Origin of the sequence: Oxalicibacterium sp., assembly GCF_035565035.1 — a bacterium.
Classification (GTDB): domain Bacteria; phylum Pseudomonadota; class Gammaproteobacteria; order Burkholderiales; family Burkholderiaceae_D; genus Oxalicibacterium.
This window is the reverse complement of the sequence record NZ_DATMTD010000014.1, coordinates 1-14,727: the sequence shown is the minus strand read 5'-3', so window position 1 is coordinate 14,727 and position 14,727 is coordinate 1. Positions and strand designations below refer to the sequence as shown.

The window sequence follows — 14,727 nt, the reverse complement described above, 5'->3', positions numbered from 1 at the left end:
CGTGACGCGACTGCTCCGGTACCTGCTCGTCGTCGGCGGCGCCGTCGTCAGTATTCTGTTGTTCCTGCTGGCGTCGGCGTCCGACAATTCCAATTCGTTCGAACGCAACTATCCGTGGTTGTTGATTCTCAACGCCGTGGTTGCCGCCGCACTGCTTACGCTGGTCGTATTGCTGCTGGTGCGATTGTACAAACGCTATCGACGCGGCAAGTTCGGCTCGCGCCTCATGGCGCGGCTGGTGCTGCTGTTCGCCGTGATCGGCATTCTGCCGGGCGCAGTTATTTATACGGTGTCGGTGCAGTTCGTCTCGCGCTCGATCGAATCGTGGTTCGACGTCCGCGTCGAATCGGCACTGGAAGCCGGCCTCAATCTCGGTCGCGCTGCGCTCGATTCTTCGCTCAACGAACTGCAGGTCAAGGCGCGCAACATGGCGCTCGAACTGTCCGACATGTCGGATGCGACACAGATCACGCAATTGTCGCGCATGCGCGACCAGAATCTGATGCAGGATGCGCTGATTGTCACCAACAATGGCCAGATGGTTGCCAGCGCAGGCTCCCAACTGGGCGCGCTGTTGCCGGATTTTCCCAATGCCGAAATGTTGCGTCAGGCGCATCAGACCCGTGGCTATGCCGCCATCGAAGGCAATGCGGATTACCAGGACAGTACTGCGCCGTCAGCCGATACCAATACCATCACTGCCGCTTCGGCGAATCCCGCGAACAACCTGCGCCTGCGCGTCGTGGTGGAAATTCCGAATTCCAGCCGCGCGCTGTCGTTGCAGACCGAATCGCGCTATCTGCAATTGATGCAACCGGTGCCGGCGCAACTTGCCGTGAATGCAGAAGCGTTGCGCGTGGCCTATAGCGAATATCAGGAGCGCTATCTGGCACGTACCGGCCTGCGCAAAATTTATATCGTTACCCTGACGCTTACCTTGCTGCTGGCAATCTTCGGCGCCATCGCGGCGGCGTTCCTGATCGCCAGCGATCTCGCGAAACCGCTGCTGTTGCTGGCGGAAGGCACGAAGGCCGTCGCCGAAGGCAACCTGTCGCCGCGCCCGATCATCGCCACCTCGGATGAACTCGGTACTCTGACGCAATCGTTCAACGCGATGACGCGTCAGTTGTTCGACGCGCGCGCGTCGGTGGAAAAAAATCGCACGGAACTCGAATCGGCGAAAGCCTATCTGGAATCGGTCCTCGCCAACATGTCGGCCGGCGTGATGGTGCTCGACCGCAATTTCAAGCTCGTCACCTGCAATGAATCGGTCGAGCGCATCCTGCAGCACGATTTTGCGCAGCATATCGGCAAGCCGTTGCAAGACATCGAAGGCCTCAGCACCTTCGCCCAGGTCATCACGCAATCCTTTTCCACGCAGAGTGCGCAGTCGGCCGCCAGCGGCCCGGATGCAGAGAACCTGCACTGGCAACATCAGATCGATGTGCCGCGCCGTATCGACAACGCCGAAGCGGAAAATGATATCTCGCTGCTCGCACGCGGTTCACGCTTGCCGGCGGTACGCGACGGTGGTTACGTGGTCGTGTTCGATGACATTTCCGACGTCATCTCTGCACAGCGTTCGATCGCATGGGGCGAAGTCGCACGCCGCCTCGCACACGAAATCAAGAATCCGTTAACACCGATCCAGCTGTCGGCCGAACGCCTGCAGATGAAGCTGGAAGGCAAGCTCGGCGAATCGGAAGCAAAGGTTCTGGAACGCAGCACCGCCACCATCGTCAATCAGGTCGCTGCGATGAAACGCATGGTCGACGATTTCCGGGATTATGCAAAAACACCGCCAGCCGTGCTGCTGCCACTCGACCTGAACGCACTGATCGAGGAAATCCTGCATCTCTATCTGGCCGGCGACGATCGCGACATCATCCATGCATCGCTTGCTGAAGGATTGCCGCACATCATGGGCGACCAGACGCAATTGCGGCAGGTCATCCACAATCTGCTGCAGAATGCGCAGGACGCCGTCAATGAAAAATCGGCCGAGCGCGATCTGCTGGCAGCGCCGTCGCAGGCCGACGCGCCCCGGATTGATATCATTACCGAGGAAATCCATTACCGCAGTTCCGACGGTGCAGTCAGCAATGCCGTGCAACTGACGATCAACGACAATGGTCCCGGCTTCGCACCGAAAATTCTGGCGCACGCGTTCGAGCCCTACATCACATCGAAACCGCGCGGTACCGGACTGGGGTTGCCGATGGTGAAGAAAATCATCGAAGAACATGGCGGACGCATCGATATCCGCAATCGCGTGACCACCAATGGTGCAAAGGTGGCAATTTTGCTGTTAAAGTTATCGCCGTGATCAAGGCTGCTGCAGAGCGGAGGAGAACAAGAATGGCAATCGAGATGAAAGAGGTGAACGCATGGCCAATATTCTAGTTGTCGACGACGAGATGGGAATCCGGGAATTGCTGTCGGAAATTCTCGGAGATGAAGGACATGTCGTGACAGCCGCCGAGAATGCCCAGCAGGCACGAGACATTCGCGCCGCCGGCAAACCGGATCTGGTGCTGCTCGACATCTGGATGCCTGATACCGACGGTGTCACACTGCTGAAAGAATGGCAGCGCGACGGGCTGCTGACCATGCCGGTGATCATGATGTCTGGTCACGCCACCATCGATACCGCCGTCGAAGCCACACGCATCGGCGCGCTCAACTTCCTCGAAAAACCGATTTCGCTGCAGAAACTGCTGAAGGCCGTGCAACAAGGCCTGTCACGTGGACAGGAAGTACCGCGTCCTGCCGCGATACCGGTGCGCGCACCGATCGCACAAACCGAAGGACAACCCGCGCTCGATAAACCGTTGGCAGCGCAACCCTTGGGCCAGGTCTATTCTTCGTCGGTACCCGTGACGCTGATGCCAGCCGAAACGCAGTTCTTCACCGCCTCGTTCGAATTGCCGTTGCGTGAAGCGCGTGACGCTTTCGAGCGCGCCTACTTTGAACATCATCTCGGCCAGGAAGGCGGCAGCATGACGCGTGTCGCGGAAAAAACCGGACTGGAACGCACGCACCTGTACCGCAAGCTCAAGCAACTCGGCGTCGAACCGGGAAAGATCGCCAAGCGAGGTGTATGACCGCATGACCCTGGCTTCACTGGTCATTGGTGCCCGCGCCTCGCTGCGGGAATCGGCCATCGCTTCTCAACTGTCTGCCGATCAACGCACTGCCGTCATTCTCGAAGGTCTCCCCGACGGCAACAGCGCACTCGACACGCCGCAAACCCGTACCGATTTGAACATCGCCCGTATCGCTCCGGGCTGCATGCATTGCATCGGCAATCTCGTCATGCGTGTGACACTCAACCGCATGTTGCGCGACAAGCCGCAGCGCCTGTTCATCAGCGTCGCCGATACCGAACATCTGTCTCAACTGCGCACGTTCCTGTCCAACGCTCCCTATGACACATTGTTGCAATTGACACCCGACATCGTGACCGAGGGTTGAACTCGGTTATCACATCGACATGCCCCAACGGCATGTCACATTGGCAAGCTGCCGCATTTTTCATTCAGCGTTCAACCTTTTCACCGTTCAGCCGTTAATCAATACAAGGGCCGCAAGTTGCAACGTCCGGTGCATGACTTGAAATCGCCCGTACCGGCGCCATGTTCCTATCAACGCAATGCATCGGCTTGCGATTGCAACAGGAGAAATACATGAACCTGATCTACAACAGCGAACAGTACAGCGTGGTGGAATTCGGTGCGGACGAAGAGCGCGACGCTTTGCGTTTCGGCGGTTATGAAATCATGGACAAACCGTCCAAACGAGAAATCTTCATCGGCGGCGCAATGGCCGAGTCCTTCCGGCAGAATGTTCGTGAACTGATCGCGAGCGAACCGAACGAAGAAGAAATCGACGACTTCCTCGGCAACTACGATCCGATGATGAACCAGCCACTCACCTTCCACTGAATTTGCGAAGGGATGCTTCTCGCATACAATCACCGTATTCCGCGCCTGCGCTGATCGACCGCGAACCGGTCAAAATCGCGCAGGCGTTTTTATCCAGCTGTTTTTGCACAAAGCCGCAGCGGCTTTTTTTTCGCAACCGATGTACGCGAACTCTTCCCCCATTACCAGTAGCCAAACCGATGTTCACACGCATCTGAATGCGCTGGTGGCACGTCATGCAGCGCATCCGTTTCGCAAACCCGTCACCGATTACAACCGTCATGCCTTCGATCAAAGCATCGCAACCTGGCGCGCGCATGGCAGCAAACCGCTGATTGTCGATGCAGGCTGTGGTGTCGGCCTGTCGACGCTGCATCTGGCGACACAATTTCCGGAACATTTCGTCATCGGCATCGACCAGTCGGCAGACCGCATCGAACGCAACACGCAATGGCCTGAAGAAGTGCCGGCCAACTTCATTTGCGTACGCGCGGATCTGGTCGATTACTGGCGGCTGCTTCTACAGCATGGCATTTTTCCGGAACGTCATTACATTCTCTATCCGAATCCGTGGCCGAAGATCGGGCATCTGGCGCGACGCTGGCACGGGCATCCGGTTTTTCCAGCCATCGTCGCCCTCGGCGGCACGCTGGAATGCCGCAGCAACTGGCGCATCTACATCGATGAATTCGCCGCGGCGCTGACGCAACTCAGCGGTCAAACCGTCAGGGGCGAATCGCATGTACCGCAACAAACGATCACACCGTTCGAGGAAAAATACCGCGCGTCCGGTCATGCACTTTGGCGCTGCACTGCGCAACTTCCTCAAGTATGCACGCGGTGACCGCGCAACGGAATGCGCGTAATCATCGCGGTGGTTCGTGATACTGTGTAACTCGCTCCTTTCATCAATCTTTACCTCCCGCATCGACCATGTGCCAGCTTCTCGCAATGAATTGCAATGTTCCGACCGATATCGTTTTTAGCTTTACCGGTTTTGCCACGCGCGGCGGCGGCACCGATCATCACAATGACGGCTGGGGCATTGCTTTTTTCGAAGGGGCAGGCGTTCGCCATTTTGTCGATTACCAGGCCGCGATCGAATCGCCGATTGCCGAACTGATCAAGCGCGTTCCGATCAAGTCGAAGAATGTGATCGCACACATTCGGAAGGCAACACAAGGACGCGTGGCACTGGAGAATTGTCATCCGTTCGTGAGGGAATTATGGGGACGGTATTTTGTTTTCGCGCATAACGGCGATCTGAAGAATTTCACGCCGACATTGAACGGTCCGTATCAGCCTGTCGGCACCACCGACAGCGAAACGGCGTTCTGCTACATCCTGCAGGAATTGCGTCGCCGCTTCGGCGACACCTTGCCGTTGCTGGACGATTTGAAAACAGCCATTCGCGAATTGACGACAGAAATCGCCGCCTATGGCACGTTCAACATGATGCTGTCCGACGGTTCGGTTCTGTTCGCGCACTGCTCGACCAGCCTGCATTACATCGTGCGGCAATATCCGTTTGCCGAAGCGGTATTGAGCGACAAGGACATGAAGGTCGATTTTTCGGAAGTCACGACACCGAACGATCGCGTGGCCGTCATCGTGACGGAGCCGCTGACCACGAACGAAACATGGACCCCGTTCGCTACCGGCGAGTTGAAAGTCTTCATCGATGGTCAACCCATCGCTTGATGCTCTTGAAGCGCAATAAAAAAGCCGGGTAACAACCCGGCTTTTTTTATCAAGTCATGTCACTCAGGAGAGATTCGGCGCCAGCCAGCGCTCCACATCTTCCTTCGCGACGCCACGGCGCTTCGCCATGTCGATCACTTGATCATCACCGATCTTGCCGACGACAAAATACTTCGCTTCCGGATGCGCAAAGTAGAAGCCGGATACCGCGGCGCCCGGGAACATCGCGAACGATTCCGTCAATTGCATGCCGATATCTTCCGCCTGCAACGTCTTGAACATGTCGGCCTTCACCGTATGTTCCGGACAAGCCGGATAACCCGGCGCGGGACGGATGCCGCTGTACGCTTCCTTGATCAATGCTTCATTGCTCAAATGTTCGTTCGGCACATAACCCCACAGGTCGGTCCGCACGCGTTCGTGCAGATATTCGGCAAAGGCTTCCGCCAGACGATCGGCCAGCGACTTCAGCATGATCGACGAATAATCGTCATGCGCATCTTCAAAACGCTTCTCGTATTTCTCTATGCCCAGTCCGGCCGTTACCGCGAACAGACCGATGTAGTCGGCGACGCCAGAGGATTTCGGCGCGATGAAATCGGACAGACACTGGTTCGGACGCTGCACGCCGTCGATCACCGGTTTCACCGTCTGCTGGCGCACGCCGTAATAGGTGAACGCCACTTTCGAACGGGTATCGTCGGTATAGATTTCAATGTCGTCATCGTTCACCGTATTCGCCGGCAGTAATGCGATGACGCCGTTTGCCGTCAGCCAGCGACCGTCGATGACTTTTTTCAGCAAGGCCTGACCTTCGGCAAATACCTTGGTCGCCGCATCGCCGACGACTTCATCGGTCAGTATCGCTGGATACGGACCGGCCAGATCCCAGGTCTGGAAGAACGGGCCCCAATCGATGTAGCGCGCAATCGTCGCCAGATCGACGTTGCGGAATTCACGACGGCCGATGAACTTCGGCTTGACCGGCGTTTCCTTGCCGACGAACGACACCTGCATCTTGTTCGCACGCGCGTCTGCCAGTGTCAACAACGGCACGGCCTTCTTGTTCGCATGCTGTTCGCGGATACGTTCGTAGTCGGCCGCGATCTCGGCGATGTAGGCGTCACGCTGTTCCGGTGTCAGCAGCGATTGTGCAACCGAGACCGAACGCGATGCATCCGGCACGTACACGACCGGGCCGTCGTAGTTGTGCGCAATCTTCACCGCCGTATGCGCGCGGCTGGTGGTTGCGCCGCCGATCAGCAGCGGCATTTTCAATCCGCGGAAATAGTCGTCGCGCTGCATTTCCTTCGCGACGTAAGCCATTTCTTCCAGCGACGGCGTGATCAGGCCGGACAGGCCGATGATATCGGCGTTCTCTTCCTTCGCCTTCGCGAGAATTTCGGAACAGGGCACCATCACGCCCATGTTGACGACCTCGAAGTTGTTGCATTGCAGGACTACGGACACGATGTTCTTGCCGATGTCGTGCACGTCGCCCTTCACCGTTGCGATGACGATCTTGCCCTTCGGCTTGCTGACGATGCCGGTCTGCTCTTGCAACAGACGTTTTTCTTCTTCGATGAATGGAATCAGATGCGCGACTGCCTGCTTCATCACGCGCGCGGATTTGACAACTTGCGGCAAGAACATTTTGCCCTGGCCGAACAGATCGCCTACCACGTTCATGCCGTCCATCAGCGGTCCTTCGATCACGTGGATCGGGCGGCCGCCGTTGGTCAATAATTCCTGACGTGCTTCTTCAGTGTCTTCGACAATCCATTGCGTGATGCCGTACACCAGCGCGTGCGACAGGCGCTCCTGCACCGTGCCGCTGCGCCATTCGAGCGTGGCTTCTTCCTTCTTGTCGCCGGCCTTCAACGTGGCGGCGATTTCGATCATGCGTTCGGTTGCATCTTCACGTCGATTCAACACGACGTCTTCGACGCGTTCGCGCAATTCAGCCGGCAGGTTGTCGTACACGCCGACCATGCCGGCGTTGACGATGCCCATCGTCATGCCGGCCTTGATCGCGTGATACAGGAACACGGTATGAATCGCTTCGCGCGCCGGATCGTTGCCGCGGAACGAGAACGATACGTTCGACACGCCGCCGCTGATTTTCGCGCGCGGCAGATTTTCCTTGATCCAGCGCACCGAATTGATGAAGTCGACCGCGTAATTGTTATGTTCCTCGATGCCGGTCGCAATCGCGAAAATGTTCGGATCGAAGATGATGTCTTCCGGCGGAAAGCCGACCTTGTCGACCAGCAGTCGATACGCGCGTTCGCAGATTTCGATCTTGCGCTCGAACGTGTCGGCCTGGCCTTTTTCATCGAAGGCCATCACGATCACGGCGGCGCCGTAACGACGGCACAGCTTCGCTTCGTGCAGGAATTTTTCCTCGCCCTCTTTCATCGAGATCGAGTTGACGATGGATTTGCCTTGCACGCATTTCAAACCCGCTTCGATCACCGACCACTTCGACGAGTCGATCATGATCGGCACGCGTGCGATGTCGGGCTCCGATGCGACCATATTCAGGAAGCGCGTCATGGCAGCCTGCGAATCCAGCATCGCTTCGTCCATGTTGATGTCAATCACCTGCGCGCCATTCTCGACCTGTTGACGCGCGACCGACAACGCCTCGTCGTATTGCTCGTTGATGATCATGCGCGCGAACGCTTTCGAGCCGGTGACATTGGTACGTTCGCCGACATTGACGAACAGCGATTGCTCGTCGATGACGAATGGCTCCAGACCTGACAATTTCAATGTCGGTTCGACTGTTGGAATCACGCGCGGCGCGATGTTGGCGACGATGTCGGCAATCGCCTTGATGTGATCCGGCGTCGTGCCGCAGCAGCCGCCGGCAACGTTGACGAAACCGCTCTTTGCAAAATCTTCAAGCAACGACGACGTGACGTCCGGCGTTTCATCGAAGCCGGTATCGCTCATCGGATTCGGCAAACCCGCATTCGGATAGATGCAGACGTAGGTGTCGGCGATCTTCGACAACTCTTCCGCGTACGGACGCATCAACGCTGCGCCGAGCGCACAATTCAGGCCAACGGTCAGCGGTTTCGCGTGACGGATCGAATGCCAGAATGCCGGCACGGTTTGGCCGGACAGAATGCGCCCCGATGCATCGGTGACGGTGCCCGAAATCATGATCGGCAGATTCTTGCCGGATTCCTCGAAGAACTGGTCGATTGCGAACAACGCGGCCTTGCAGTTCAGCGTATCGAAAATGGTTTCGACCAGCAGCACATCGGCGCCACCTTCGACCAGACCGCGCGTCTGTTCAAGATACGCGGCAACCAGTTGGTCGAACGTGACGTTGCGTGCGGCAGGATCGTTGACGTCCGGCGAGATCGACGCGGTCTTCGGCGTCGGGCCCAATGCGCCAGCCACGAAACGTGGCTTGTCCGGTGTCGAATACTTGTCGCAGGCTGCCCGCGCCAGCTTGGCCGACACGACGTTCATCTCGTGAGCGAGATGCGCCATGTGGTAATCGTCCTGCGCGACGGTCGTCGCACCGAAGGTATTGGTTTCGATCAGGTCTGCACCGGCCGCCAGATACTGTTCATGAATTTCGCTGATCACATGCGGACGGGTCAGCGACAGCAATTCGTTATTGCCCTTGACGAACAACTCACGCCCTGCCGGGACGACAACGCCGGCCGCAGCCAGGTCGGCAAAACGCTCGCCGCGATAATCCTCTTCCGTCAGCTTGTAGCGCTGGATCATCGTGCCCATCGCGCCATCCAGAATCAGGATGCGGCGCGCCATCAGGTCGCGCAGGAGAGTCTCAGTTTGGGAAAGTGCGTCGCGTTTCATCGTTCGTTCTTGTGAATTCGTTATGGTCGTGGCCGCTCGATACGGCGGCCTCAAAATGCAAAAACCCGGTCTGCAACGGGACCGGGTTTCTCACCAACGCCGCTTTAGCAGGATTTATATTGGGCCGGAACCCCGCGCCCGCAAGCTGGTTTGACCTTTCAATCAAATCGGCGCATGAAAAATTATACGTGCAATCAAGGGTTTGCGGAATGAAGAGGGCAAACCTGAGCAACATACGTACGTCAGACTCAGTTGAAGCTGCCGCCTTCCAGCGGAAAGCCCTTGAGAAATTCTGCGGCGGGCAAGCGCTTGCCGCCCGGCTTCTGCAGTTCAGCGATACGCAATGCACCTTCGCCACAGGCGACGAGCACACCGTCCTGCGGATTGGCCGCGATGACTTGGCCCGGTTTCCATGCGCCCGAAGCGACCGGTTCGGCGCACCAGAACTTGACCGGCGTGCCGTCGAAGCTGGCAGCAGCGCCGGGAAAAGGATTGAACGCACGGATCTTGCGCGACAGCAGTTCAGCCGGTTGCGTAAAGTCGAGTGCCGCTTCCTCCTTCGCGATCTTGGCTGCGTAGTTAGCACCCGCTTCCGGCTGCGGCGTTGCGGCCAAAGGTCCTTGCCCCAGTTTTCGCAAAGCGGCGACGATCATGTCGCCACCTAGCTGTGCCAGTTTGTCGTGCAGCGATGCCGTCGTATCGTCGGCGGCAATCGGCAGTTTTTGCGTTGCGAGCATCGGTCCCGTATCCAGTCCCAGTTCCATCTGCATGATGGTCACGCCCGTTTCCGCATCGCCGGCTTCGATCGCGCGATGGATGGGTGCGGCACCACGCCAGCGCGGCAACAAAGATGCGTGAATGTTGATGCAGCCCAGACGTGGAATGTCGAGTATCGATTGCGGCAGAATCAAGCCATACGCAGCGACCACCATGACGTCATGCGGCGTGGCGTGCAACAAGGCATGCGCATCCGCTGCCACTTCCGGATATTTGCCATCCAGCTTGAGTGAAATGGGCTGCGCTACCGGAATGTTGTGCGCCTGCGCAAATTGCTTGACCGCCGAAGCCTGCAACTGCATGCCCCGTCCGGCCGGACGATCCGGCTGCGTCAGGACCAGCGGGATTTCAAACCCGGCGTCATGCAATGATGCGAGAGCGACCGCAGCGAATTCCGGCGTGCCGGCGAAGATGATTTTCATGGGGAGGATTGTAGTACGGCAGCACGCGAATGCGAACCGCGTGCCGCACAGCAACGACGTGGCAAATAAATGCGACTAAATTGCGGCGTGCATCACGGTACGCATCACAAACGGACGTAAATTAAACGGACGGGAAAAAGCCCGAATCAACGCTGCGCGACGCGTGCACCACTACGCGCCAACTCGCGCTCTTCCTTCAGCATTTTCGTCTTGATGCGATTGCGCTTCAGCGGCGACAGATATTCGACGAATACCTTGCCTTTCAGGTGATCCATTTCATGCTGAATGCAGACCGCCAGCAAGCCGTCGGCTTCCAGTTCGAACTGCTTGCCGTCTGCGTCGAATGCGCGAACCTTGACCTGTGCATGTCGTTCGACACCGTCGTAGACGCCCGGCACCGACAGGCAGCCTTCGTCGTAGACCTGCATTTCAGGGCTGGCCCAGATGATTTCCGGATTGATGTAGGCGCGCAGTTCGCTATGCGTTTCCGACGTATCGATCACGATGACCTGTTCGTGCACATCCACCTGCGACGCAGCCAGGCCGACGCCCGGCGCGTCGTACATGGTTTCGGCCATGTCGGCGACCAACTGCTTGATGCGCGCATCGAATTGGGTTACCGGCTTGGCAACCTTGTGCAAACGCGGATCGGGGTAACGCAGGATATTTAATATGGACATACGGGCTTTTGCGCAACAGGACAACGATGGATATCGTGGTCTTTCTTGCTACTTCAAGGATTTATGTGCAGAATTTGATTCAATTTGGCAAGTTTTTTCACGAAGCAATTGTTTCGTCTCAACCTGCTGCAGCACAGTAATGGCGTCACAACTTGGTCAAGCTCAACCGGACAAACCATGAAAAATTTTAGCACAGCTGCACTTTTCTTCGCTTTTGCCTCAGCCGTTCTTCCCGTAACCGCCTCCGCCCAGACGCCGACAAAACCGGTCTCTGCGAATGCGCGCTGTGCATTTTTGCCGAATGCACCGGACCAGCACGTTGTCGTGCGCGGCGATACGCTGTGGGACATTTCAGGCAAATTCCTGGAGCGTCCGTGGTGCTGGCCGCAAGTGTGGGACATGAATCGCGACCAGATCCGCAATCCGCACTGGATCTATCCAGGCCAGATCGTTTACTTTGATCGCGTCGCCGGCCGTTTGCGCCTTGGCAAGCCAACCGGCGATGGCAGCGGCCTGCCGACGGTTCGCCTGTCGCCGCAAACACGCAGCACCGATCTTGCCGCCGATGCGATTCCAGCCATTCCGATGAATGCGATCGAACCGTTCCTGTCGAAACCGCTGATCGTCGAGGAAAACGAACTGAACAATGCGCCACGCATCGTCGCCACGCAGGAAGGCAGTGTCTATATTTCCGTCGGCTCGAAAGCATACGTGCGCGGCGACCTGAAAGGTCGCACCGTGTTTGAGGTTTTCCATCCAGGCAAACCACTGAAGGATCCAGCCACCAAGGAAATCATCGGTTACGAAGCCGTTTATCTCGGCACGCTGCGCCTGCTGCGCGAAAGCCGTGCCAAAAACGAACCGCATACCTTCACCGTCATCAATGCGAAGGAAGAAATGGGGGTCGGCGATCGCATGGTTCCGCAGGAACCGACACCGATCATCAACTACGTGCCGCACGCTCCGGAACAATCAGTTGTCGGGCAGATCATGTCGGTCTACGGCGGTGTCACGCAAGCCGGGCAGAACCAGATTGTCACGATCAATCGCGGCGCGCAGGACGGTCTCGATCGCGGCAGCGTGCTTGAACTGTATCGCCTCGGCGGATTGATAAAAGACACGACGGATGCAGAAAAACCAACGATCAAGCTGCCCGACGAACAATACGGTGACCTGTTCATCTTCCGCGTCTTCAATCACATTTCCTACGGCCTGATCATGCAGGTACGTGATACGGCGCAAATCGGCGATATCGCCAGATCGCCGGAATAATCCCGATCGATGACCATGCGCGCTGCGTACGCAGCGCGCACTTTCTCCGCCCCCGACTGTGTTGCCTTCCGACGAACTGGCTTGCTGGCTGCGTCTTGCGCAAACAACCGGTGTCGGCCCTGAAACGGCACGACGCCTGCTCGGTGCTTTCGGACTTCCGCAGAATATTTTTTCCGCACCGCTGCCGGAATTGAAGAAAGTCGTGTCAGAGCGCATCGCCCATGCGCTTGCGGCACCACCTACCACCGAAGAATCAGAACGCATTCTGCGCACTGTCGAATGGTCGGCACAACCCGGCAACCGTGTGCTGACGCTGGCCGACGCTGACTATCCGCCGGCGTTGCTCGATATCGCCGACCCACCGATTCTGTTATACGTAAAAGGCCGTTTCGACTTGCTGTCGCAACCATCGATGGCCGTCGTCGGCAGCCGCAATGCAACGGCGCAAGGCATTGCGAATGCAGAAAAATTTTCGGAAGCGCTGGCCCATGCCGGCCTGACCATCATTTCCGGCATGGCGCTCGGCATCGATACCGCGGCACATCAAGGCGGACTGGCGGCGAAGCGTGCGGGCGGCTCCACCATTGCCGTCATCGGCACTGGCGCGGATATGGTTTATCCGGCACGCAATCGTGCACTGGCACATCGGATCGCCGAAGCCGGCTGCATCGTCAGTGAATATCCGCTCGGCATGCCCGCCATCGCGTCCAATTTCCCTCGACGCAATCGCATCATCAGTGGCTTGGCGCGCGGCGTACTGGTGATTGAAGCTGCATTGCAATCCGGTTCGCTGATCACGGCGCGCATGGCTGCCGAACAGGGACGCGATGTGTTTGCAATCCCGGGCTCGATTCATTCGCCGCTGTCGAAAGGCTGCCATCAGCTGATCAAGCAAGGCGCCAAACTGGTCGAATCGGCGCAGGACATTCTCGAAGAACTGCACTACGCGTCCACACCCCCGTCGCACGTCGTAACGCACGACAACCCAAACGCCTCCGCGCTCGATGCGCCGCATGAACAGATACTGCAGCAAATGGGATTCGATCCTGTCGATGCCGATACGCTGGCCGTACGCTGCAAGCTCGACATTGCTGCAATCAACGCACATCTGCTATCGCTTGAAATGAACGGCCGCACGGAAATGCTCCCGGGCGGCATGCATCGTCGCATCGGTTGATCTGATCGGTGTCGTCGCAACTCAACCGGGCCGGCTGATTCCTAGCGGATTGTTCGTATCGCTTTCTTGATCAAGCAGCATCGTTCGATGTCATTGAAATATGTTTGCTTGCCGAGCCGATAATGCATTCCGGCAGCATTTCCATTCGGACATCGCGCCGATACAACAAAATTTTCCCCTCCCCTCCAGCCTTCGGAATTTTGAGGTATCCTAGATTCCAGTAAGCGCTGTCTTTGATCTGCCGCTGTCGTAGCACCCTCTTTGTAATTGTTCGTGTAAAGAGCGTGATTCATACGCATCCGATCCTGATGACATCCGCAAGGTGTCGTCTTAACCCAAGCGCTACGGTGACACCATGTTCGACGTCCTTGTCTATCTGTACGAAACCTATTACCGCCCCGACGCGTGCCCTGATTCCGAGGCGCTGACAAAGAAGCTGTCGGCCATCGGCTTTGAGGAAGAAGAAATCTCCAAGGCACTCGGCTGGCTGACAGCCCTGGCGGAAACCACCAACGAATTCTCCGATTCCTATCCGCACCAGACGGCCTTCTCGTTCGGCATCCGGATGTATGCCGACCGCGAAATCGACTGCATAGGCACGCCGGCGATCGGTTTTATCCAGTTTCTGGAATCGGCCAAGTTGATCAATCCGATCCAGCGCGAGATCGTCATCGAACGCGCACTGGCCGCCGGCGAGACGCCGATCTCGCTCGACAAGCTGAAAGTCATCGTGCTGATGGTTCTGTGGAGCCAGGGCAAGGAACCTGACGGCCTGATTTTCGACGAACTGTTCGTCGACGAAGATGACGCCGAACCGCGGATGTTGCACTAAACATCCCATCTAGCATGTCCGGCACACCGATCGGACATGCTTCTTCAACAACACTCCACCACACTTACCGTGTCCCGCTTGCGGTTTTCGTCGCAACGCGCTT

12 protein-coding genes are annotated in these 14,727 nt (G+C 57.5%); 9 read left to right on the top strand and 3 right to left on the bottom strand.

Going from position 1 to position 14,727, the window contains the following annotated elements:
- Position 1 precedes the first annotated feature (1 nt).
- From VN114_RS01460 to VN114_RS01435, 6 genes are all read left to right on the top strand, one after another.
- Positions 2-2,326, top strand: coding sequence for a sensor histidine kinase (locus VN114_RS01460; RefSeq protein ID WP_325511249.1), 2,325 nt, complete (start codon positions 2-4; stop codon positions 2,324-2,326).
- 61 nt (positions 2,327-2,387) lie between these two features.
- Complete coding sequence (locus VN114_RS01455; protein WP_325511248.1) at positions 2,388-3,104, top strand: response regulator; 717 nt, start codon at positions 2,388-2,390, stop codon at positions 3,102-3,104.
- Positions 3,105-3,108: 4 nt separating this feature from the next.
- Positions 3,109-3,474, top strand: a complete 366-nt coding sequence (locus tag VN114_RS01450) for a GTPase (protein WP_325511247.1) — start codon at positions 3,109-3,111, stop codon at positions 3,472-3,474.
- 212 nt (positions 3,475-3,686) lie between these two features.
- Positions 3,687-3,944, top strand: a complete 258-nt coding sequence (locus VN114_RS01445; RefSeq protein ID WP_325511245.1) for a BTH_I0359 family protein — start codon at positions 3,687-3,689, stop codon at positions 3,942-3,944.
- Positions 3,945-4,083: 139 nt separating this feature from the next.
- Positions 4,084-4,767, top strand: coding sequence for a tRNA (guanine(46)-N(7))-methyltransferase TrmB (gene trmB, locus VN114_RS01440; protein WP_325511243.1), 684 nt, complete (start codon positions 4,084-4,086; stop codon positions 4,765-4,767).
- 89 nt (positions 4,768-4,856) lie between these two features.
- Positions 4,857-5,624 carry a class II glutamine amidotransferase gene (locus VN114_RS01435; protein WP_325511241.1) on the top strand — a complete coding sequence of 256 codons (768 nt, stop codon included), beginning with the start codon at positions 4,857-4,859 and terminating at the stop codon, positions 5,622-5,624.
- Between the two features lie 63 nt (positions 5,625-5,687).
- On the opposite strand, the gene metH is transcribed toward VN114_RS01435, so the two are convergent.
- From metH to def, 3 genes are all read right to left on the bottom strand, one after another.
- Positions 5,688-9,464 (bottom strand): methionine synthase, encoded by a 3,777-nt coding sequence (metH, locus tag VN114_RS01430; RefSeq protein ID WP_325511239.1) that lies wholly within the window; start codon positions 9,462-9,464, stop codon positions 5,688-5,690.
- 248 nt (positions 9,465-9,712) lie between these two features.
- Complete coding sequence (fmt, locus tag VN114_RS01425) at positions 9,713-10,663, bottom strand: methionyl-tRNA formyltransferase (protein WP_325511237.1); 951 nt, start codon at positions 10,661-10,663, stop codon at positions 9,713-9,715.
- Between the two features lie 146 nt (positions 10,664-10,809).
- Positions 10,810-11,343: a peptide deformylase gene (gene def / locus VN114_RS01420; protein ID WP_325511235.1), complete on the bottom strand. Its 534-nt coding sequence runs from the start codon at positions 11,341-11,343 to the stop codon at positions 10,810-10,812.
- Between the two features lie 177 nt (positions 11,344-11,520).
- Here def and VN114_RS01415 point away from each other — a divergent pair, with 177 nt between their 5' ends.
- From VN114_RS01415 to VN114_RS01405, 3 genes are all read left to right on the top strand, one after another.
- Complete coding sequence (locus tag VN114_RS01415) at positions 11,521-12,615, top strand: LysM peptidoglycan-binding domain-containing protein (RefSeq protein WP_325511233.1); 1,095 nt, start codon at positions 11,521-11,523, stop codon at positions 12,613-12,615.
- A gap of 61 nt (positions 12,616-12,676) precedes the next feature.
- Positions 12,677-13,792 carry a DNA-processing protein DprA gene (gene dprA, locus VN114_RS01410; RefSeq protein WP_325511347.1) on the top strand — a complete coding sequence of 372 codons (1,116 nt, stop codon included), beginning with the start codon at positions 12,677-12,679 and terminating at the stop codon, positions 13,790-13,792.
- Between the two features lie 355 nt (positions 13,793-14,147).
- A complete protein-coding gene (locus VN114_RS01405) occupies positions 14,148-14,624 on the top strand; it encodes a DUF494 domain-containing protein (RefSeq protein ID WP_325511231.1) in 477 nt (158 codons plus the stop codon).
- Positions 14,625-14,727 lie beyond the last annotated feature (103 nt).